This window comes from Paenibacillus sp. MAHUQ-63, assembly GCF_028765165.1.
In the GTDB taxonomy this organism is placed as follows: domain Bacteria; phylum Bacillota; class Bacilli; order Paenibacillales; family NBRC-103111; genus Paenibacillus_E.
This window is the reverse complement of sequence record NZ_JARADB010000002.1, coordinates 1,513,402-1,536,478: the sequence shown is the minus strand read 5'-3', so window position 1 is coordinate 1,536,478 and position 23,077 is coordinate 1,513,402. Positions and strand designations below refer to the sequence as shown.

Sequence of the window (23,077 nt, the reverse complement as noted above, 5' to 3'; positions counted from 1 at the left end):
TTCCTCCATTCAAATAACATAGCACCATCATGTGTGATGGTGCATGATTTCACTATTATTTAAAAGGTATCCCACCATAGCAAATATTGAACACTGGCTAAAAAATTAACAAATATCCCTGTTAGCCTCCTACTTTCAGCACAAGTTTGCCCACAGTATTCTTTTCCTCGAGAAGCTCGTGCGCCTCGGATGCCTTCTCTAATGGAAAGATACCGAACACTTCCGCTCTGATATCCCCGTTTGCCAGCAGACGCAGCGCCTCTTTCGCCGCCCTACCGACCTCCGCAGGTGCATATTGGCTATAGCCCCCGATACTGAATCCTTTTATAGATTTGTTCGATAACCAAATATCGTTGGAAGATTGCGGGGCATCTTCCTCACCGCTGGCGTTTCCTAACATCACCATTTGTCCCATAGGACGAAGCAGGTCCTGGCTGAGGGTACGCATGTCGCCTCCTACCGGATCAAGTACGATATCGATCTCGTGCGGACCGATCAACTTCCCGATTGGCTCGATGAAATCGGAACGGAGAAACAACTCATCGTAACCAAGGGAAGCGGCTAGCTTTGTTTTTTCAATACTTCCGACTGTGCCAAGCACCTTACCAGCCCCAAAATGTTTCGCCATTTGTCCTAAGAAACTGCCAAGCCCTCCTGCTGCCGCGTGAACGAGCACGTTTTCCCCTTGTTGCAATCTGGCTACCTTACTGATCGTCATATACGCTGTGGTCAGATTAACGATGGCCGCAGCTGCAGAAGACATGTCAAGCTCCCCTCCCAGCTGATCCAGAGGGATGGTCAACTCCGGCCTTACCTGGGCTACAGATGCATATCCCCCAAAATCCATTAGCGTCATCGCAGCCACCGGCTGTCCGACGTAGAAGCCTTTCACGCCTTCGCCTATAGCCCTAATATACCCTGATACCTCTAGGCCCGGTACAACCGGCATCGGGATGAGAGATCCGAACTCCCCTCGCCGAAGCAGCACATCCACATATCCTACTCCCACATAGGCAACGTCTATGGTAAGCAGGCCCGGTGTCGGTTGGAGATCCGGAAGCTCCCTCACTTCAAGGTCTGCAGCCTCGCAAGGCCGATCGATCACAATTGCTTTCATCATATTAACCTCCTTCAAGCTGACTACGACTTAAGTATAGTCAACCCTAAAAGAGGTAACCACAGTATGTTTATACTGGTAATCACATTACTAGGCTGCGGCGAGGCGATATTAGAAGGCAGCCTCAAGAAATTTCTTTAATCTCTGCTCCGTAGGTGTACCCGCTATTGGGGTGTAAATGCAGAAATGAAGGTCTGAATCGGCATTCATACTGACAAAGGAGTTGATTACGAAAGCCAGCTCACCGGCCTGGGGATGGTTCAGGATGAAGTGGCTTTCTTTTTTCAGCTGAATGTCGTGCAGTCGCCATAGGGAGTCGAATTCAGAGCACTTCGCTGCCAAGTGTTCGGCCGTTTCTTTAAACCAAGGATCATCGTTATGACGTTCCAAATAAGAACGAAAGACCGCCACGGAATATCGTGCAAACTCTTCCCAATTCATCATATGCTTACGGAAATACGGGTCCATGAAAAATATCCTCATAAGGACTCTTTCTTGGTCAGACAGCCTTGGAAAATCGGCGATAATTTCGCATGCTGCCCTGTTCCAAGCGAGTACTTCCGTTCGATCATTAGCTACAAAAGCCGGGTAAGCCAATTGGTCGATAATCGATTGCCATTCTGGCTTTACACTCTCCTGCCTCCGAGGTACAGTTGAGTTCTCGGGACTCCACAAGCGAAGCAAATGCAGCCGTTCATCCGGTGACAACTGCAGTGCCCTTCCAATGCTTTCAATCACTTCCCTGGAAGCCGTCACCTCTCGCCCTTGCTCCAGCCATGTATAATAAGTTGCGCTAACGCCCGCTAGTATCGCGACCTCTTCCCTCCGAAGACCTGGCGTTCTCCTCCGTCCGAACGAACTCTGAATTCCTGCTTGTTCAGGCTGAAGTCGATCTCTCCGGGACTTCAGATAGTCCCCCAAGACCTTAAGCCGGTTGTTTTCAGACATTGCCAAACCTCCATCAAATAAGGATATATGATAAATAATAACACATCTTCGGGGTTCCCCACTTAATGGAAAAAAGAGCAGATACCACGGCATCTGCTCCAGGTTTGAACTCACGATTCCCAAAAATTTATTCTAAAATCTTATTGATATGGCGACCCGAGGTCCTACATCATCGACTGTGAGCGGTTTGATGACCGGAACTTTACCGGGACCATACTCATCGGCTCCAATATCCGGAATGTAGCGAAATTGCCCATCCATGTCATCCGAAGGCAGAAGCGGGCTAACGGCAGCATCAATGGCTGGACTTTGTGCAGACAATCGGATCAAGCCGTCCTTGCAGCGGACGAATCGGATATCTTCCTTCCGAATTGTACGCGCGACAGCGGCATTATTGGAAATATCGGCATGACCGTCTACCATATTTCCCATATAGATCGGCCGCTCGTTTGCCGCAGCTTGCTGTACAGCGGTTGTTTCAAACACCATCGTTCCTGAATGACTGAGTATCAGGTTATTATAGATCTTCGTGCCCACGGGTTGATACGTTTTGCCGCCCAGAACGATGCTATTGGTATCACTGATGTTCACTAGCGTATTATTGAATATTTGTATGTTATATGGCCGCCAATGCCCGCGCAGCAGCTCCGTTCGCTGCATAGCCGGAAGATCCGCAAGAACCGCAGACGTTTCCATCCCTTCACGCATCCACTTGACCGTTGGATTCATATCGCCATCAGGTCCAGCATCATGGGATCCGCCGTCAAGCCTTATCACCCGATCTGTCAGGCCTTCCATATAATTGTTATAAATCTTGTGGTCGTTCCCATAAATGCGGAAACCGCTCATCCCCGGCTTTTTCCCGTCGCCGAAGAAGAAGTTACCATAGAAGCTGTTGCGATGACCGTGTCGGGCTACGAACCCCCCGTACGAATTACGAATCGTATTATAGCGGATTATATTATCGCTGCTCTTCACCGACACAATTTCATCTTCGCCATCAAAGCCGTCGAACAAATTAAACTGGATCGTCGCATACCCAGGCGCTAATGAGAGGCTGGATAAGCCAAGCCGGATGGCCTCCAATCCGTTCGTAACACGCGGTCCGATATCGTGAAAATAATTATATTCAATGACGTCATGCTGCGAGATCGTTTGCCCGGAATGCCCTTCCCCATCATAGATGAGAACAGCGCCGAACGCTCTCTTGGGGCCAATTTCATTGTAGGCAATCCGGTTATAGCTGCTCACGCCCTCCACCCTGATGAAATGGCGGTGCGTTCCATTGTCGGTGATCAGATCGGTATCGTCATACGGAGTCGGACCATTGTATACGGCCCCATTCGGATCGTAACTGCTGCCATAACGGCAGCTGTTCTCAATGCCGTACAGCCCCCATACGGGAACCTTATTGACGAGGAAGCGATAAGGCTGGCCGGTCTCATCCAAGGCGAACGTGTTGCGCAGAATGGAAACCTTACTGGAGCTTTGCAATTGGATACCTGGATGGACGCCTTTCAGGATACGGTGGGACAGTCCCCGGTCGATAAGAGACTGTTCGCTGGAGGATGAGCCAATCCCATTATGGAAGGTAAGTCCGACTACTTCGATATAGCTTGAATGCTCAATGTGTAAATAGCTGTCGCCTGTGATGATGGCTTTTCCCAAGTGAACGGCTTCAATCCGTATCGGCAGAAGGGCTGAACCCTGCTTATCCTTAACAACGAAGGGGCCGCTTTGTTCATATAAGCCATCATTCAGCGCAATGACCGTTCCTGCGGTCGCTTCATCCAGTGCTTGCTGCAATTCTGCGGCCGTGCCGACCTCTATGTGTTTCAGTTTCGGCGGGTGCACATCCTTCTCATCAAACACGCCTGCTTGCGAGAACTCTCCTGGCACGTTCGGCTCGGTAACTTCTCGAGTATTATCTATCATGTAACATGGACCTCCCTTAGACGTGTCGCTTAGAATACACGATGCTTCCAGCCCTGTAATTTAGCAAGAGCCTCCACATAGTAGTAGTCGCCGTAGATCAAAGATACATTCACATTGGCCTCGGCCGGCTTATGCCCCGTTCCTCCGTGGAGAATGCCTTCATGCAGCGGTTCATTGAAAGCGGCATATCTCTCCGATAAGGAGAGTAAGATACGTTCCGCAGCCGAACGGTACTTGCTCGCGTCTTCCGCTCGTACGACATCAGCAAGCTCGAGCAATCCTGACGCTGCAATGCTCGCAGCGGAAGTATCCCGTGGCGCCTCGTCCGCATCCGGAACCCGGAAATCCCAAGGGGGTACCATCTCTGCCGGCAGCGAGCTAATGAAATGATGAGCGACTTGCTGCGCTGCATGCAGATACTTATCCTGCTTGGTAAAGCGGTACGTGTTCGTCATGCCATACAGCGCCCAAGCATTCCCTCTGGACCAGCAGGAGTCCGGCGCATAGCCTTGCCAACCCTTGTACTCCAGCAATTCACCCGTTACCGGATCAAACACAGCTACATGACAAGTCGATCCATCCCCACGGATCATATGTTTGAGGGCCATGTCGGCATGCGCACAAGCAATTTGCGCAAACCGCGGATCTCCAAGCTCCTCCGAAGCCCAGAACAAGATGGACAAATTCATCATGCAATCGATGATCGCCCATCCGTGCAAATCTCGGTTCCAAGCCCGCAGGAATTGCCCGGCCAGATTAAAACGGCCCGCCAGGAAGTTGGCTGCCGCCAGCCCCCGGCGTCTTCCATCCAAATCTCCGGTCAATTTATATTTGAGGACTGAAGTCGGCAAATGCTGAAACCCGACATCATGATGGAAATGATTGTCTTCCAGCAGATGACGTTCCATGCGCACATCCCAATCCCAAGCTGCATCCTTAAAGCGTTCTTCGCCTGTTAAATCGTAAAGAATCCACAGCATTCCCGGCCAGAATCCGGAGATCCATTGATCCAGCTTCAATCCGTCATAAGCTCCTGATTTGGCCACATGCGGCGCGAGCTCTCTAGCTTGGCTCAGCATCCGATCTGCCTTGTTCTGTACGCCTTTCCACCATAGCTCGAGAGCGGCGGGTTCAATCACAGTATGCTTTTCCATGTCAATGTACTCTCCTTCATTATCCTTTAATCGCACCAATTAAGGCGCCTTTGACGAAATATTTCTGCAGGAAGGGATAGACGATAAGAATCGGTACTGTAGCGATTATGATGGTGGCATGCTTCAACGTCTCTCCTAATATCGATACATCGCCCGAACTCGAACCGCTCGCCATAGAGCTCGCTTCGTTCTGCAGCAGAAGCTCTCTAAGCACAAGCTGAAGCGGGTACAGTGATCGGTCTTGCAAAAAAATAAGCGCGTTAAACCAAGCGTTCCAGTGGCTCACTCCGTAGTACAGCAGCATAACGGCAACAACAGGCATACAGAGCGGAAGCATAATCCGGAACAAAATAACAAATTCATTCGCCCCGTCCATCTTCGCGGATTCTTCAAGGCTATCCGGTATGGCTTCAAAGGCTGTTTTCATCAGAATTAGATTGAATGCGGAAATGGCTTGTGGAATAATCAATGCCCATAATGTATTCGCCAACCCGAGCCCTTTGACCGTAAAATAAAACGGGATCATGCCACCGCTGAAAAACATCGTAAAAACGACATACAGCATAAGCGGCTTGCGGTAACCCAGACATTTACGGGACAGCGCATAAGCGCCCAGAGAAGTCAGAAGTATATTCAGAGATAAGCCCACAACGACAATGATCATCGTATTGACATAGCCGCGCATGATCGTTCCATTATCGAACACAAGTTTGTATGCCTTCAGATTGAAATTCAGCGGCTTCCAAAGAATTCCGCTATGCTGCATATACAGCGTAGGATCGCTTAATGAGGCGAACAAGACATACACGATAGGGTACATCGTAGCGACAGCGAGCAGGGACAATAACACGTAGTTTCCGAGATCGAACGTCCATTCACCCAAAGATTTCCGATACATTCGTCATCCCCCCATTACCATAAACTGGTATCATTCAGCTTACGGCTTAACCAGTTGGACCCGATGACAAGGGTAAAGTTGATGGCCGAATTGAATAAACCGACGGCTGAGCTGAAGCTGTAATTGAATTCCTGAAGGCCCATTCGATACACGTAAGAGCTAATAACATCAGCCGTGTCATAAATGGTTGGATTATATAGCAGAATAATTTTCTCCGTCCCTACGTTCAACATGCGTCCCATCTCGAGAATCAATAGAATCACGATCGTGGGCATGATGCCGGGCAGCGTGATATGGAACATTTGCTTCCAGCGTCCTGCGCCGTCGATTTTCGCAGCCTCATACTGCTCCGTATCAATGCCCGCTAGTGCTGCCAAGTAGATGATGGTCCCCCAACCAATATGCTGCCAAACACCGGAGGAGACATAAATCGTACGGAAAAACTGGGCTTCCAGCAGCAGTGAGAGCCGCTCCCCGCCTAGAAAGGCTATCAAATCATTGACCAGACCGCTGCTTCCGGTGAATTCCTTGATCATCCCGCATACAACGACGAGCGATACGAAATGCGGCATATAGGTAATGGTTTGGATTGATCGTTTGAAAACGGTCTTTTTAACTTCGTTGAGCAGCAGCGCCAGGATGATTGGAGCAGGGAATCCAAAGATAAGATCATACAAGCTGATAAGGATCGTATTCTTCAACGTACGCCAGAAATAAATGCCTTCGAAAAATGTTTTAAAATGCTCGAAACCGGCCCATGGGCTACCTAGAATGCCAAGCCTCGGGGAGAAATCCTTAAAGGCGATCAATGCGCCATACATGGGGACGTAATGAAATAATCCAAAAAACAAAATAATAGGAACCAGCATGAGATAGAGCAGTTTATTTTTCCGAATATCTTTCAGAATGCCTAGACCCGGGAACGCAGCTGTTTTCACAGCTATGGCCGTTCCCGAATCTAACAGCGGTTTGGTTGACATATCCTTCCACTCCTTCCTTAGCCAATCCTTAGCGGTCTTCTATCTCTTGTTATACCGGTCAAGCGATTTCTGATAAATCTCTACTGCACGATCAATGCCTAGCTTTTTGATTTGCTCGACGTATTTATCGTAATTTTCAAGAGGTTCCTTGCCCATGATAAACTTCGAAAACATTTCTTCTTTATAATTGCTGACATCGTTAACGATTTTACCGAGTTCTTTGCTTTCTTCGGCGGTTGGTGTAAGAAACGCAGGTATCGTATGTTTGGCCGCATCGGTATTCATCCACAATTTGACAGCTTCGTCTTGCTGAGGGTAAGTATTCCAGTTTCGTCTTTCATCCGCTTCATAAGGGCCGTTTGGCTTCGTATACTGAGCGACCATTTGCTGCAAGCTGTACTTCTCATTTTTGACAATCTGATCGGTATACGTAGGTTTTCCGTCTTTCATGACATAGCTTTCACCTTCGATGCCAAAGTTGAACAATAGACCGCCTTGCGTGCTGAAGGCATAGTCAAGCCAACGAACAGCCAGTTCCGGATTTTTCGTCGTGGCCGATACCGCTTTGCTTGGACCTGGATTATATTTGAAATCCATCTGTCCGGTGAAAGGCTTCTCCCCTTTTTTGAGGGTTGGGTAAGGCGAGCCCACAAGATTGAACTTCGGATCCTTCGTTTTCATTGCATCCAGCCATTTGCCCAGACCTCCGCTCAGCAGGCCAACGGTTGCTCCGGTTTGACCGCCAAGAATTTTCGTATCCAACGCTTTCCCGTCCGTCAGTGCAAAATCTTTATCGAACAACCCCTCGGCATACCATTTCCGGAACAGGGTTAAGAACTCTTTATATTGGGGGTCGACGGGGCCATACTTGACTTTACCCGCATCATCGAGGTAGAAGGTGTTCGAAGTATGATAAGCGCCGACAAAGGCATCGCGAATCTCGAAGTTCCCGTTGACATAGGTTACACTGAATGGTGCCTTCGCTCCCTTTTTGTCACGGAATGCCTTTAACGTCGTCTCCCATTCCTCAATGGTCTCTGGAATCGGCAAGTGCAGCTCATCCAACCAGTCTTTGCGAATGATAGGTCCCCGGAATACAAGTCCGGAAGGGTTGCGGATCATCGGAAATACGTAATATTTGCCGCTATCCGTCTTGACCATTTTGTCAAGCTCTTTGTCTTCGGCCAGCCTCTTCTTCAAGTTCGGCGCATACTTATCAATGAGATCATTAAGCTCCAGAATGACTTTATCGTTAATCGCCTTCTCCGGACCGCCCGGGTAAGACCCCGAGCTTCTTCCCGTCCAATCATATTCAATGACATCCGGCAGCTTGTCGGCAACAATCATCAGATTGAATTGCTCCTTCGTTTGCTGATCATTGGGATGGATATATTTGACCTCAACGCCGGTATCTTTGGCCAGCCGTTTACCAAATGGCGTATCAGCCAAGTTTTGATAAAACGTGGTGGCATTATTGTTTAAACCTTCCCAAGAGGTTAGCGTTTCCTTCGTATTCAGAGGGTAGATCGCCTTAGCTGCACCTGTTGTGGATGGGGTTGCGGTTTCCTTGCTTGTACCGCTAGTCTCCGAGCAAGCAGAGAGTACGATGCCTGTTAACAGGAGGACACTGAGTCCCGCAGTACTGTATTTTCTTGTCAAATGTTTACTTTCCATGGTCAGCCCCCATTTCCGTAGTCAAACCGTTGAATCCATTTGAAAACGTCTACCTATTCCATATTGCCTAATGGATAAGAGAAAAACTATCTTCAATTTCTAAACAGGTATGCAAAACCGAAAGTCCAGATTTTGCATACCTGTCTAGATGGTTACATTATGGGCTATTAGGCCCTACATCCGAAGCTCCAAGCGGGTTGCGGACGATTGCCGTAGAAGAGCTGTAATATTCATCTGCGCCAACATCATTCACCGAACGCGTTTGACCGTCCATATCCTGTGTGACGTAAGAATAGCTGCCTACAGCAGCATCAACGGCAGCGCTTCCTGAGCTTAGCTTCTGCAAGCCGTTAATTGTTGTGAACGAAGGGGTGATGTTCCGAATTTCGGAAGAAGTTCTCGAACGGTTATTCAATGTGCTGCCGTAGCCGATATTCCCTTCGAACACGGTGTTCGATGTTTTCACTTCTTCATAAAGCGTTCCTGTACTATTACGAACGATATTATTGGCCACTCGGCTGTCCACCGGCGCTGAGGTATAGCTTCTGCCGATGATGATGCCAAACGTGCTGTCAACGATGGTATTGTTCGCAACTTGCGCTCGGTACACCCTCCAGTGCTTGCTTAAATCCCCGCTGCTATAGTTGGTGGAATCCGGTCCGCCATCCCAATCTCCGCCATCGAGGTTAATGGCATCGAGAGTAAGACCTTCGAAATAATTATTATAGATGCGATGATCCGTACCATAAATTCGGAACCCGCCTACACCGGATTTGCTCCCATTGCCCAGAAAGAAATTCCCATAAAACTGATTGTTATTACCATGCCTTGCCGATACCTGCCCTTGCGAGTTTCGAATCGTATTGTAGCGAATCGTATTGCCGCTGCTTTTCACCGAAATGATTTCCGGGTCTCCATCGCTGTTCTCAAACAGATTGTTCTCGACGGTTGAATACCCGTTTAATAAAGACACGCCGGATAAGCCAAGACGAATGCTCTCTTTCCCGTTGGTAATCCTTGGCGCGCTGTCATAGAAATAGTTGCGGTCGATAATCGTGTAGCGCGACATATAGCTGCTTCCATCGCCATCTACGGCAATGATGGGGCCAGGATCCGCTTTGGATCTGAATTCATTCCGGTCAATCCGGTTATTATCGCTGTTGATTCCTCTGATTTTCACCCAATTGTTCGTGGCTCCGGTTTCATTCAGATTGAATGCATTGCGAGTCAAGCGAATATGGTTGGATTCATCAATTTTCACTGCATTGTTGCTAGAGCTGGTCGTTGTTGTAAATGTCAGCCCCGAGATCGTCACATAGGACGACTGGTACAGACTGAAAGAAGCCCCTCCGGATAGAATCGCCTGCCCGCGGTTAACGGCTTTGATTGTAATTTCACTGCCGTCCTGACCGTGAATCCCATTGATCGTGATGGGGCCAGATTGTGAGTAGGTGCCATCTTGCAAATAAATCGTCCTGCCTGGTACGGCCTGGTTGATCGCATTCTGCAGTTGGGCCGGGGTCGAAACCGTCACTGAATCTTCTACAGGGGTGCCGCCTCCATTCCCATACACCTCAACTTCCAAATAGCTGTTCCAAGCACTCGCCGAATTGCCATGCCCGAGGATCCGCACATATCTGATGGATGCAGCATCTGGGAAATCGAAGGTTTGGAAGCCATCTGCCAAGCTGCTTGTTACACTCGCTTGAATGGTCGTGAACGTTGAATTGTCTGCAGAAGTCTGTATATCGAAAGTGGAGGTACGTGTGGAGCCATTTAGAAAAGCAATTTTAACAAAGGCTACGGTTACGCTGGAGCCAAGATCAAACTTGATCCACTGGCCGTCACCGCTGGCTGACCAGCGGGTTCCCATATCGCCATCTACCACATTCGCAGGAACATTCCCATCGTCGGAACTTGCGGTCACTTGGGACCCCGCGATGGTGAATTTCGTGTCTGCAGCAGCAACGAATCCAGGAATCAAGCTTATGAGCATGAGTGCGCATAACAGGATTGCTGCAGCTTTCCTTAGGGACATCTTCATGTAACTAACACCGTCCTTTTCGTTGAATAGAATGAAATACATGAATCGAAAGCGCTTGCAAAATAGCTCTTTAAGTAAGCGTTCCTGCACCCCCTTCCACAGCAAGTCGTTTGCGATTATTTCGTGTTGCATAATGATTGAACCTCATTTGGTATCATTTGTGGATATGCAAATTCGAGGATGATGTGCAGAAAATAAACTCAAGCTTTAGCAATACATCAAACGAATTGTGAAATTAGAAAAATCGCTCGCATGCCGGCTCGGAATTACGTTCATACCGGTCCCTTATCCTGCTGATCCTTATGACGGCTGGGTCCCGCGTGGCACCAAACCGTGACGATCGGGTCATCCTCACTTGAAAGCAGATGATGATCTTCACCAGGCTCGATAATCACAACATCACCGACCCTTACCCGATGAAATACCCCATCCACCTCCATAGTTCCCGATCCCTGCAAAATAAGAAACGCTTCACAATCCCCATGGATGTGGTAGTCCCTGCCATCCGGTCCGTCATTCGTGTGGCTGCGTTCCCCCTGCTTAGCAAAGGCAAGGCCGCCTGAGGACAAATTCGCCCCCGGCAGTACGTCCTGCAAGATATGACCGCTTTGGATATCCTGCAGATCGCATAATCGCAACATTTTCATCCGCCATTCCTCCCTTATTTGTTAATTAAAGCTTGATCGGCCACATTTGTTGATAACAAAATCGGAGCTAGATCTTCTGATACTTCCCTGGCGTCATGCCTTCGAATTTCTTGAAAATTCGCAAGAACGTGCTCACATCCGCATACCCGACGCGCCTGGCAATTTCGTTAACCGTCAAGTTTTGCTCGGATAGAAGCTTTTTTGCCGCTTTCAGTCGCGTTTGATTGATTAGATCGAGCAGCGTTTCACCTGTATGCTCTTTGAATATTTTGGATATGTAGGATGGCGTTAGCGAGAAGGATTCCCCGATCATCGAAATACTCAAATTGACATCCCGGTAATGCGACTGAATATAGTTGCGTATATCATTAATCAGATAGGTGTGATGATTTTTCTTGTCGGTTTGAATCCATTCGCAGACCTCCTCGAGTACCCGGTTCATATGCGTCATCATGTCCTGAACCGTATCACAGTTCAACAACCGTTCCACATCTTCGGCGTGCGCTTCGAAATTTCGTTTGCTGATCGTGCTCACCTCATCGAGCGTTTTCAGCATCGTGCTTGCCAGATTAAACAACAAGCATTTGGCTAGTGGAACCGACACCGGGTGGACCTTGAAATTCGCCTCATAAATTTCTCCTAACAATGCCTGCGATTTGAGCAGGTTCCCCGTTTTCACATAATAAACGAGCTGTTGTTCAATGCTCAAAGGATAATAATAGTTTCTGCCGGGTCGAGCAGTCTCCATGCTGATCTCCTTATACCGAATCAACTGTCCGCTGCCAAGCACGATGCGATGCTCAAGAGCTTCCAAGGCCTCTTGATACGATTGTGAAATCCCGTATACGTCCCTGTGAACGCCGCTCACAGCAATCGTCATCTCCGCATGAATGTGTTCCTTGATGAACGCTTGCGTCTGGACGGCCATTCGAATTAATGCCTCGTCTTCCTCTTCCTTGGATAAACATGAATTCAAATTCATGATGCAGGCTGTCAGCTCGTTCACTTCGGTGGTGTAAACCGTCGCGTCTTCGCCGGCGAGTTCCCCGATCACATTGCTTAGAATAAAGTGGAGCAACTGCGTGCTCGGCCCGAATGAATCCTCGGCTTCTTCGGATTGCAGTTTACCGTAAGCGTCAATGCTGAAGAGCAGCACCGCGAACCGGTCCGAATGAAAGTGGACGTTGTGGGCAACGAACGATTCCCGAAGCGGAAGCTTCCTCTCCAACTGCCCCTTCAATAATCGCGTCAAAAAATGCGCTCTGATCGTATGATTATGCAGCTTTAGCAGTTTGCTGATTTCATCTTTCTCAACAAATGTACGGTGAAGGGCATTTTGCAAAAATGAATATTCGTTAGACTTCCCATCAAAACGAAATCCGAACTTTTGCGTCATGTTCTGCAGCAGCACTTGAATCGGCATGTAATTTTTTCTCAAGAAAATGATCGTGACGATGAGGCCAATCAACAATCCCATAGCCATGCTCAGCCTTGTAATGGTTTTCAAATATTCCATCTTTTCATTGAAGATATCTGCTGGGAGAACGGACACATATTTCCACCCCGTTAGCTCGGATGCAATGTAAGAGACAGCCGCTTTATCCTGATTCATTTCTGCATAAACCAGCCCCTTCTTCCCGTGCAGACGCTCTGAAGGCAAGTAATCCAGAAGCTTTTGTTTATCTTTGGACGCTGCAATGAAGCGATTATCTTTGTCCAGAATCAGTACCGATGAATCCGTGTATTGCGGAATGCTTTCCAGCAGCTTATTCTCGTTAATCAGGAAGATCAGTATGGGATACGGCTGTGTCGGATTATTCAAGACAAGCGAGCGGGCCAGCATCACCGCAGGCAACGGCGTTCCCTCTTTCCAATACTGCATAGGCGAATATTGATATATATATTTACCGTCAAAAAGCTTTCTCCAATCCTCAAAGGAAGTCTCCTGCTGCTGTCTCATAAGAGCATGCAGACCTCGGGAATCGGTGTGGTTAAACGTGGAGACAACGGTATCGCTACTTGCGTACATCACGTATATTTGCTCAATGTAATCATTAGCTTTTTGATAGGTTCTTAAATTCTCGGCGATGTTAAACAGTTGATAATAATGATCGTCAGATAATGGCTGTTCGACATTGGTGAAAGAGGCTACATTCTTGTTTAGAGCAACCTCCAAGCTTAATTGATCCAAGCCCTTTAATTTACTGTCAATAGACATTTCTATTTGCGTGAGAAGCAGCTCGTTCGCCCTATTGATTTCTTTCTCCACCAAACTACGGGTTGCAGAATACAGAATCATACTGCTGACAATAGGAACCAACAAGACGGACAAATAAGAGAATAACCATGTAGCAATTACACTTCTATTGTATCTCCACAACTTCTGCAGCATGAATGACCTCCTGGCAATAGGGATCATAGTTAAATATTCAAAATACCCTGTACATGATTGGCTATAATTTTATTTCCTTCCGCGTTCGGGTGAAGCTGATCTGGTAATTTATCGATAAAGGCTTCTCCGAGAATATCCAAGCCGTCTACATAAGTAAGATTGGAATCCCCGTATGAAGTTAGCACATTCACCGCTTCCTGAATTTCTTTCCTCATTGTAACCAAGGTCATCCCTACTCCATTCTCGATGGTTTCCCTGTAAGGACAATAAATAGGAGAAAATAGGAATAGAGGCGTGCTGCGATGCTTTTCCCGAATGATCGATACCATGCCAATAATGGCGGAACGAAATGTTCGGATATTTAAACTATTACTCCCCATCACATTAATGCCGAGGCACATCGAAATGACGTCCGCAGGAAGATCACGGATGACGCGAGCAACCATCGGTTCCAAATGACATTGTCCGCCGAATCCCATACACATGAAGTCCCAACCTTTGTTGCGCGCTACGATTGCCGGCCAAGTAAGTGCCGGACTTTCAGCCGTGCTGCATTGGGTAATGGAGCTGCCGTACGCAACCCACCGCGGTTGATGGTTTGGCAAGGGTGTGACCCAAGACCCTATATCAACCTTTAGTGCTTTTACAATGACGACAGCATGGGGCGGAAAATAAATGTCAATCCTCTTCATGCCGCTAGGCAAGCTCGTAAATAAACAAATTTCTTCTCCTGCAATAAGCGTCTTGGTACCGACTAATTCATCTTCAATCACAATATCAAATTGTACATCTTTATCCGTAATCGCCACATGCAGCTCCACCGAAGTGGAATTGCTTAAGAAAGCAATTCTAACACCCGCTGTTTCCCCTGCCTTCTCCACTAATTTGGATGCAAATAAGCGGAGCTGATCCTGCGGCAATCGCCATGGCCGGAGCCCGGTCTCATTCGATTCTATTGAAACGGCCCCTCGAAACCACTCTTTATTTAATTCAATCGTTTGCATGCTTCATCTCTCCTTTCATCTCATCATCCATTAAATAAAAGAGCCGCGATATACGCGACTCTTTATGAGCTTAGGTCTTCCCCCTCCACCCTTGATGGGCTAACTCATCTGCGAGGTAACAGGAATGACCGGCCTATCCTGCAAAATATCACCGCTAGCTTGCATCCACGAGGTTAAGCCTGAGGCAAGCCGTTCGATGTCCCCAGCACTGGCCGGATCCGCCGACAAATCGTGCGTTTCCCAAGGATCGCTCCGCAGGTCGAAGAGCTGGATCCGCTCTGTTCCTGTGTTCGTTACCGGCGAGTGATAATACCGGATCAGCTTCCACCTGCCATCCGTTACCATCCGCTGGACGTCTCGATAGACCGAACACACGATACCGCGCATGCCATCGCTTTCTCCTGCAAGGACAGGACAGAGATTGATGCCTTCCGTTTCCTCCGGAAGTTCAACGCCGCATAACCCAGCAACGGTAGGGAAAATATCGATATTGCTGGCCAGTGCAGGCACTTGCTGGCCCGCCGGAACGCCCGGCCCCCGGAATATAAGCGGTATGCGTACGCTGTGCTCGTAAAGGTTCTGTTTACCCATCAGTCCGTGCTGCCCGACCGCCAAGCCATGATCCGCCGTATACACGATGAGCGTATCGTCATAAATGCCCTTTGCCTTCAACGCCTCGACGACTCTGCCGATTTGTGCGTCCAAATGGCTTATCATCGCATAGTAATCGGCCATATGCTCACGGATTTCGTCCTCGCCCCTCGGCCATCGTGCAAGCTTCTCATCCCGGCCCATCATATCGCCGGTATCGAACGGATGCTCCTTCATAAAGTTCGGAGGCAGCGGAATACTGGCTTTGTCGTACATGCTTGCATACGGCTCCGGCGCGGTTCGAGGATCATGCGGCGCTGTATACGCCACATACAGGAAGAACGGCCGCTCCTCCCGGTAATCCTTAATAAATTGGACGGCGGCGTTCGTAAACAATTCCGTCGAGAATGTCCGTTCGATATATTCCTGCTCTTTCGGATAAGCCCCCGTCTGGTCATAATCATACACTGGAACCTTCGTATGCTCGCTCATGCCGTGAAAAGTCAGCTTATCCCCTCCTTCAAAACTTCGGGCGAAGCTTGCCTTGTCATTATGCCATTTGCCGATTGCATGCGTGCAATACCCGGCACTCTGCATCGTTTGCGGCATGAGCCGTACATCCGGACGAATGACGCTTGAATGCTCCCGGACCGTCATATCCTTGCCGATCGTCGCTCGAAAGATGGGAATACCCGTATGGACGCACGCTCTGCTCGGTGCACAAACCGCCCCGGTCAAGCCACCGAAGATATGAACGTTACGACACGATGTTCCGCTGGCAGCCAAGGCATCCAACGCCGGCGTCTGCACGGTTTCATCGCCGAATGCTCGAATGGCGTCGCCACGATGATCGTCCGCTATTAGAAAGACGACATTAGGTCTTCCGTCAGAATGCTTCTTAGAATTCTTTTCTTCCATCTTGTACCTCACTCTCACGAGACGGGAATGCTTCCCGATGCAGCTACTTTTTCGATTTAAACTGGGTATAGGCTTCTTGATAAATTTCCAGATAGCGTTTCAGGTTCATTTTGTCCAAAGTGCTCAAGTAGTTGTTCCATTCCTTGTCAATGTCCAGTGAGCCTGTAACCGTTTTCGCAAAAAATTCTGCTCGATAGTCCGTAAGCGTCTTCTCCAGCGTAGATAGCTCCTCAGCTTGTTCATTGGTGAAGAACAATGGCGGCACAATTTTACTCGCATTGATTGCGTAAGGCTCGTATTTTTTCGTTTCTTTATACAAAACAAGCTCCAGCGAATTTTTGGGATCCGCAACCACGCTTAACCGCAAGTCATTTGTTCGCAGCGACGGCCCCGCCTGCGCCCAGTGAACATTTTGCAGCTTGCCAAATGTGGCGATCGGTTTCCATTTGGCCGGCTTCCCGTTAATGCCAAGCTCCCCTTCTGCAGGACGCACCCACTCCTGATCAGGTCGGCCTTGCGTGCTGCGAAGCGTCGCTTCCTCCGATAGCAGCAAGTCAGCCAGACGGAATGCGGCAGCGGGATTTTTCGCCTTATTGGTAATGACATATTGACCTGCAGATACTGCGTAAGGATTATATGCCGTGGAACGTATACCTGACGGTCCTTTGAGCGGAGGAACGGCTACGTAATCTTTGAATCTCGCGTTATCGACTTCGACGAATACCGTTTGGTTTTGTGAAGCAACAGCACCGACAATCGGGATTTCCGGGTTCATCCCCATTTGTTTCAGCTGGTTTCTGTCTTGTGTGAACGTTTGCGGAGAGATTAAACCTTCGGCAAACAGTTTATGCATATAGGTCAAAGCATCCTTCCACTCCGGCTGATTGTAGGCAACTTGAACCTTACCATCCTTCACGAAGCGCAGATTGAAGTCCTTCTCGACATAAGCGCTGGTTAGAAAAAGGTCCAAGGTAGACGAGGGGCCATTCGTTGCGCCGACTAGCGGAATCTCATCGGCCTTCCCGTTTCCGTTCGGATCTTTTTCTTTGAAGGCTTTCAGCACTTGATAAAACTCGTCAGTGGTCTCCGGCATTTTTAATCCGAGCTTATCGAGCCAGGGTTGATAGATCCACATTTTTTGACCCAGTGAGCAGTGGTAGCAATCGTTCACCTGAGGGACCGAATAAATTTGGCCGTCAGGCATAGTGATCAAATCTTTGACATAGGAAACTTGCTCGAACATCTTCTTCATTTCCACGCCATATTTGTCAATATACGAGTTGAGCGGAATAAATACGCCATCCTTACCGTAAATCGACTGCTGAATCGGCGATACGCTCATATTAAGCAGCACGTCCGGATAATCTCCGCTTGCGAGTGAAACGTTAAGCTTCTCTGCAAATGTTTTTTCCGGAGCGACTTCCCAATCGATATGAATGTTCGTTTTCTCCTCCAGCCACTTGGTGAACTCGTTCGTTGCGAAATTTTCGACAATGCTGGAGCCTTTGACCATAACCCTGAGCGTTGTCTTTTCTTTCGTTATCGGAAATTCACCCGCTGCTGTGACTTGATCGTCCTTGCTTGCTTCCGTCTTTTGGGCTGCTTCCTGTTGGCCGCTGTCCGCACATGCGCTTAGAAGAGCTACGGACGTCGTAATCGCGATTAAAGCGGTTAGAGCTTTTTTCATGTCAAAACCTCCCTTTAGCCTTTTAATGAGCCAATCATCATGCCTTTGACAAAATGTCTTTGTATGAATGGATAGATGATAAGCACGGGCAGCGTAGACACGACGATAAGAGAGAATTTCAAAAGCTCTCTAAGTCCATCCCTTGCCGCTTGGTCGGCAACGTCCGTTATCATCGACGCGTCGACCTCGTTCTGCACCAATATATCCCTTAAAACCAATTGAAGCGGATACAGCTCCTGATGTTTTAAATAAAGCAGCGCGTTAAAATATTGATTCCAATGTCCGACTGCGTAGAATAACGAGATTACAGCAATGATTGGACCTGACAAAGGAAGCACGATTTTCCGCACGAACGTAAAATCACTGCATCCATCCATTTGTGCGGCTTCAAGCAATTCATCCGGAATGGTTGTTTGAAAATACGTTCGGGCAATGATCATATTCATAACAGAAAGCGCTCCTGGAATAATTAAAGACCATCTGGTGTCGATCATCCCCAGCTCTTTCACAACCAGGTAAGATGGGATCAATCCGCCTGAAAACATCATGGTGAACACGAACAAAGCCATAACGCTATTCCGTGGCATAAAATCTTTTCTTGATAGCGGATATGCCGCTATGAGTGTAAAAAGCACATTGATTATCGTTCCCACTACGGTATAAAAGACCGAATTCAAAAAGCTCGACATAATTAAACGATGTTTAAATACCGCCTCATAACCCGCCAGCGTCGGCTCTACCGGATACAACCAGACTCTGCCGGAAACAACCGCCGTGGATGAACTGAAGGAAGCGCTAACAATATAAACCAGAGGATATAAGATTGTAATTGTAAAAATGAATAGGATGATGTAATTCAAAACGGTAAAAAGCCTGTCATCCGCACTTTCTTTCATGCTTCCCGTCATAGACGTACCCCCTTATTACCACAGACTGGTTTGCCCCAACTTACGGGCTATCCGATTGACGAGAACCAGCAGGATCAGATTAATGATGGATTTAAACAATCCAATGGCTGACGAATAGGAATAATTGATAGCTGTTGAGGCCAAGCCGACTTTGTACACGAAGGTATCGATCACCTCAGAAGCGCTCATATTCAGCGGATTCTGCATCAGCAATACCTTCTCGAAGCCAATGTCCAGCACATGGCCGGTGTTCATGATCAGCAAGATCACGGCAACCGGCATGATGCCCGGCAAGTCGACATGCCACATCCGCCGTATTTTATTGGCTCCGTCCATCACAGCTGCCTCGTGCAGCGAAGGATCGACTGCTGCAAGCGCCGCCAGGTAGATGATGCAGGAGAAACCAACGTTCTGCCAAATGCCGGACCAGACAAAAACGTGTGAAAACCATTCAGGGATGCCCATGAAATTGATGGCGGGCAATCCGAAATATTTCATAATCGTTTGCACCAGGCCAACCCGTGGGTCCATCATTTGCAAGATAATGCCAACCATCACGACTACCGAAATAAAATGCGGTGCGTAAGTGATCAGCTGTACGGATTTCTTAAAAAAACGAGAGTTGACGTAATTCAAGGAAAGCGCAAGTATGATTGGGAACGGAAACCCCGCGAACAAACTATACAGGCTGAGCAGAATCGTATTTTTCATAATTCGAACAAACTCATACGAATGGAAAAACCGATCGAAATGCTTCAAACCTACCCAGTCGCTGCCCCATACCCCTTTCGTCGGAACATAATTCTTGAACGCAATTAAAGCTCCATACATCGGCACGTACTTGAAGATGAGCAAATAAATAATCGGCAGCAGTATCAGCAGATAGAGCTGCCAATGGCTGGATGCGTTCTTCCTCAGCCGGGAGAAGTAATTTTCCTTTTTACCGGCCCATGCTGACAGACGGTTGCTCTTGCTAGCCGTGACTTCCATAAATCCCTCCCTCTTTCGATAACCATGACTCATATGTTAGGTTTGATGTCTTTCCTTAGATTGAGGATACAAAAAAACGAATCGCCTAGCATTGTGCTGTTTTACACCGGTATGACTTTTTTTGCGCTGGAGGACGGCATGCGAATCGTTACTTTCGTGCCCGCTCCCAGCTCGCTTTGCACGGAAAGCCCGTATTGCGGTCCGAATACCATCTGAATCCGGTTATGCACATTAAGCAGGCCGATGCTCCCCCCGAAGGTTGGTTGTGGATCCATCAGCCTCTCTTCCTGACTGCTCATGAGTCGTTCATTTAATTGCAGAAGAGCTTCCGCTTCAATCCCGCAGCCATTGTCTTCAACGGTGACATAGAAATTCGCTTCATCCTTCCAAGCGTCGATAATAATCGTATGAGAAACCTCAATGCCATAGGGAAACGCATGCTTGAAAACATTCTCGACCAAAGGCTGCAGCGTCAAGCGAACCATGCTGTCCAACAAATATGCCGTACTGATGCGAACGTCAATTTCAAATTCGCGCTGGTTGCGATATTTCATGATCGACATAAAATACAGGATATGTTTAAGCTCGTTCGCAACCGTAATTTCCTCCAAATCGGTGCGAATGGAATAGCGCAACATATAGGACAAAGAACGGACAATGTCTTTGATTTCGCTTGATTTCTGAATAACGGCGTAACAAATAATAATCTCCAACGTGTTGTACAAGAAGTGCGGATTAATCTGCAATTGCAGCGATTGGAATTCCGCGAGCTGCCGTTTCATTAAATTGTCCTGACTGCGCAGCTCGGTCTCGTAGATCCGCTCGACAAGCTCTTCCAGCCGCGTCACCATCGTATTGTAGCTTGTAATAAGTTGATCCATCTCATCACGGCTTCCGGTTAGAGGTACGCGGGTCCACTGACCTTTGGCCGTATGACGCATGCCGTTTTCCAGGAGTCGGACTGGCCGAACGATCGATTGACCGAACCGATATGCTAGAAATAAGGCCAATATCAAGGTAACGATTCCGATGATTAGCGTTGTCTGCCGCAGGTCCGAAATCGGCTTGCTCTGCTCGGCAACCGACATGCTTGCGACCAGCGTCCATCCGGAATAATCGGATTTCCGGCTAAAGAATACGCGACCCGGTTCTCCAGGCAATTCAAAGATTTGGTCTTTATTGGCTTCTACCGTATTGAAATGCATGCCATCGAGCTGTTTACCGATTCGGCTCGGATCCGGATGGTATAAGATTTTCCCGCGATCGTTGACGATGAAGAAATAGCCGGATTGTCCCAGCTTTATCCCCTTCCAGAGTGTGTTTAACTCCCCTATCTTTAGTTCGAAGCCCATAATGCCTTTGAATGATTTAGCTGAGGTGCGGTCTGCCAATTTGCGAATCAAGGTGAGATGTCCGTCCAGAAATCTGGAATCCTGGATCGTCAGCTTCCCGTTGATGGCATCGTCTTCTTTCATCTGCTCCACATATTCTTCAAAGCCTTTGTAATTAAAAGGAACAATGTGAACATTGAAATCCGTTGCCTGGAACCCGTTATACCCTATAATGTACGTCATGGATATTTCCGGATTGTTGATGAGAACGGGTTGAAAGACACTTTTCATGGCTATTTCGGAGGCATAAAAGCTAGCCGTTGCTTGGCGTGGAAGATCCAACGCTTCTTTCACTACAGGAGAGATCATAATGGAAAGCGTCGCCCTCTCGTAGCTCTTCAGAAATAAATCGGTTTCGTGCAGCACATTATCAACGATTTGAGTCAACAGCCCTTCATACTGATTCTCCAATTCATTGGATGACCGCCAATAGCCGGTGACCCCCACTGTCACCAACGTTAGCGTGATAATGATGACGAAGTACATATAAACCTTGCGAACCAGGCTGTTCTTCATTATTTGATTCCAAGCAGCCCGCGATATTCCGTAGGGGAATATCCCGTCACCTTCTTAAATACTCTGGAAAAGTGGGGGTAGCTTTCATAACCGACCTCGGCTACAATGTCGATAATTTTGTAGTGCGGCACGGCTAGCAGCTGTTTGGCCCGATCGATTCGTTTGCGCATCCGGTATTGCACGAAGGTCTCATTCGTATTTTTCTTAAAATAATGGCTGAAATAGGTCGGCGTTACGCCTAACTTCCCTGCCACCATATCCAGTGAAAGCTCCTCCTCGCAAAGATGCTCCTCAATGTACTGGATAGCCGCTTCCAATACATCGATTCTTTCATGATTGCGGTACTTGCTCAGCTGCTGGATCCATCTTCCGATTTCGGCCTGAAACCATTCGTACGTATTCATGATGAACGTGTTCACTTCTAAAAGCGGCTTTGCTTCAAGCTTGTAGGTCCCTCTGGCATTCAGCTTCTTGAGAAGCAGCGTGACGGCGTCGGATACCCGCTGGTGCTGCTGGATGTCCGTTTCAACGGCGAACAACGCCCTCTTCCCCTCCTCCAACAGTTCATCGGCTCGAGCCTTGTCCATCATCCAAACCGCTTCCTCCAATTGATCGATCCACTGTTCAAAATGGGAGAAGGACATCAGCGCCGGTTCACGCATGGCGAGTATTTTATCCAGCACCGGAAAAAGCTCGATTTCTGTAATGGGCTTCAGCAAATATTCCTGCACGCCGTACGACATACATTTTTGCGCATATGCAAAATCCCCGTATCCCGAAAGCACAGCGACTTTGGTGAATAGCTTTAGCTGCTGGATATTCCGGCATAGCTCCAAACCGTCCATACGAGGCATCCGAATATCCGTCAACACAACGTCAGGGGGATTCGCCCTGATGTTCGACAACGCTGACGCGCCGTCCGTAAATGTTTCGATTTCACTAAACCGTTGATACTCCCCGATTAGCGTTTTGAGACCAATCCCGATGATAGGTTCATCGTCAACAATAAAGATTCTGGCCATTCGCATGCCCCCCGCAATAAAATCATCCAATACCGACGATTCTCCATACCTGTATTATGAGACGATTCCCTTTAGCCTGAATACCCATTAAAACTTGAACATCATCATCAAAATCGAAACTTCCCTATCGTTCATCATCCAAACGGGTGTGTAAATACGGGTCTCTTACGCATGATCCCTAAATATTTTGCATATAACGTACGACAGTGGACGGTCGCACGACGAACGCGACAGACTGTTATTTCATTGCAGATGGATTAT

17 protein-coding genes are annotated in these 23,077 nt (G+C 48.0%); all 17 read right to left on the bottom strand.

What is annotated here, in order from left to right; all coding sequences use genetic code 11:
- Nucleotides 1–121: 121 nt before the first annotated feature.
- On the bottom strand, nt 122–1,117 hold the full coding sequence (locus PUT07_RS15205; RefSeq protein WP_274469334.1) for a quinone oxidoreductase family protein: 996 nt from the start codon (nt 1,115–1,117) through the stop codon (nt 122–124).
- A gap of 111 nt (nt 1,118–1,228) precedes the next feature.
- On the bottom strand, nt 1,229–2,065 hold the full coding sequence (locus PUT07_RS15200; RefSeq protein WP_274469003.1) for a helix-turn-helix transcriptional regulator: 837 nt from the start codon (nt 2,063–2,065) through the stop codon (nt 1,229–1,231).
- A 132-nt stretch (nt 2,066–2,197) separates the two neighbouring features.
- Entirely contained in the window at nt 2,198–4,000 is a 1,803-nt protein-coding gene (locus PUT07_RS15195) for a polysaccharide lyase 6 family protein (RefSeq protein WP_274469002.1), read from the bottom strand.
- A gap of 29 nt (nt 4,001–4,029) precedes the next feature.
- A complete protein-coding gene (locus PUT07_RS15190; protein WP_274469001.1) occupies nt 4,030–5,154 on the bottom strand; it encodes a glycoside hydrolase family 88 protein in 1,125 nt (374 codons plus the stop codon).
- A gap of 19 nt (nt 5,155–5,173) precedes the next feature.
- On the bottom strand, nt 5,174–6,052 hold the full coding sequence (locus PUT07_RS15185) for a carbohydrate ABC transporter permease (RefSeq protein WP_274469000.1): 879 nt from the start codon (nt 6,050–6,052) through the stop codon (nt 5,174–5,176).
- Nucleotides 6,053–6,066: 14 nt separating this feature from the next.
- A complete protein-coding gene (locus PUT07_RS15180; protein WP_379239674.1) occupies nt 6,067–7,032 on the bottom strand; it encodes an ABC transporter permease in 966 nt (321 codons plus the stop codon).
- A gap of 39 nt (nt 7,033–7,071) precedes the next feature.
- On the bottom strand, nt 7,072–8,706 hold the full coding sequence (locus PUT07_RS15175) for an ABC transporter substrate-binding protein (protein ID WP_274468999.1): 1,635 nt from the start codon (nt 8,704–8,706) through the stop codon (nt 7,072–7,074).
- Between the two features lie 157 nt (nt 8,707–8,863).
- Nucleotides 8,864–10,882 carry a chondroitinase-B domain-containing protein gene (locus tag PUT07_RS15170; RefSeq protein ID WP_274468998.1) on the bottom strand — a complete coding sequence of 673 codons (2,019 nt, stop codon included), beginning with the start codon at nt 10,880–10,882 and terminating at the stop codon, nt 8,864–8,866.
- A 140-nt stretch (nt 10,883–11,022) separates the two neighbouring features.
- The gene (locus PUT07_RS15165) at nt 11,023–11,397 is read right to left on the bottom strand and encodes a cupin domain-containing protein (protein WP_274468997.1); all 375 of its coding nucleotides are present in this window, start codon (nt 11,395–11,397) and stop codon (nt 11,023–11,025) included.
- Nucleotides 11,398–11,464: 67 nt separating this feature from the next.
- Nucleotides 11,465–13,789: a helix-turn-helix domain-containing protein gene (locus PUT07_RS15160; RefSeq protein WP_274468996.1), complete on the bottom strand. Its 2,325-nt coding sequence runs from the start codon at nt 13,787–13,789 to the stop codon at nt 11,465–11,467.
- Between the two features lie 29 nt (nt 13,790–13,818).
- Nucleotides 13,819–14,793, bottom strand: coding sequence for an SGNH/GDSL hydrolase family protein (locus tag PUT07_RS15155; RefSeq protein WP_274468995.1), 975 nt, complete (start codon nt 14,791–14,793; stop codon nt 13,819–13,821).
- A gap of 99 nt (nt 14,794–14,892) precedes the next feature.
- Nucleotides 14,893–16,302: a sulfatase-like hydrolase/transferase gene (locus PUT07_RS15150; protein ID WP_274468994.1), complete on the bottom strand. Its 1,410-nt coding sequence runs from the start codon at nt 16,300–16,302 to the stop codon at nt 14,893–14,895.
- A 43-nt stretch (nt 16,303–16,345) separates the two neighbouring features.
- Complete coding sequence (locus PUT07_RS15145) at nt 16,346–17,989, bottom strand: ABC transporter substrate-binding protein (RefSeq protein ID WP_274468993.1); 1,644 nt, start codon at nt 17,987–17,989, stop codon at nt 16,346–16,348.
- A 14-nt stretch (nt 17,990–18,003) separates the two neighbouring features.
- Nucleotides 18,004–18,897, bottom strand: coding sequence for a carbohydrate ABC transporter permease (locus PUT07_RS15140; protein ID WP_274468992.1), 894 nt, complete (start codon nt 18,895–18,897; stop codon nt 18,004–18,006).
- 15 nt (nt 18,898–18,912) lie between these two features.
- Nucleotides 18,913–19,887 carry an ABC transporter permease gene (locus PUT07_RS15135; RefSeq protein WP_274468991.1) on the bottom strand — a complete coding sequence of 325 codons (975 nt, stop codon included), beginning with the start codon at nt 19,885–19,887 and terminating at the stop codon, nt 18,913–18,915.
- Between the two features lie 101 nt (nt 19,888–19,988).
- On the bottom strand, nt 19,989–21,794 hold the full coding sequence (locus PUT07_RS15130; protein ID WP_274468990.1) for a sensor histidine kinase: 1,806 nt from the start codon (nt 21,792–21,794) through the stop codon (nt 19,989–19,991).
- Nucleotides 21,794–22,816 carry a response regulator transcription factor gene (locus PUT07_RS15125; protein WP_274468989.1) on the bottom strand — a complete coding sequence of 341 codons (1,023 nt, stop codon included), beginning with the start codon at nt 22,814–22,816 and terminating at the stop codon, nt 21,794–21,796. Before PUT07_RS15125 ends, PUT07_RS15130 begins: the two co-directional genes overlap by 1 nt.
- Between the last annotated feature and the right edge of the window lie 261 nt (nt 22,817–23,077).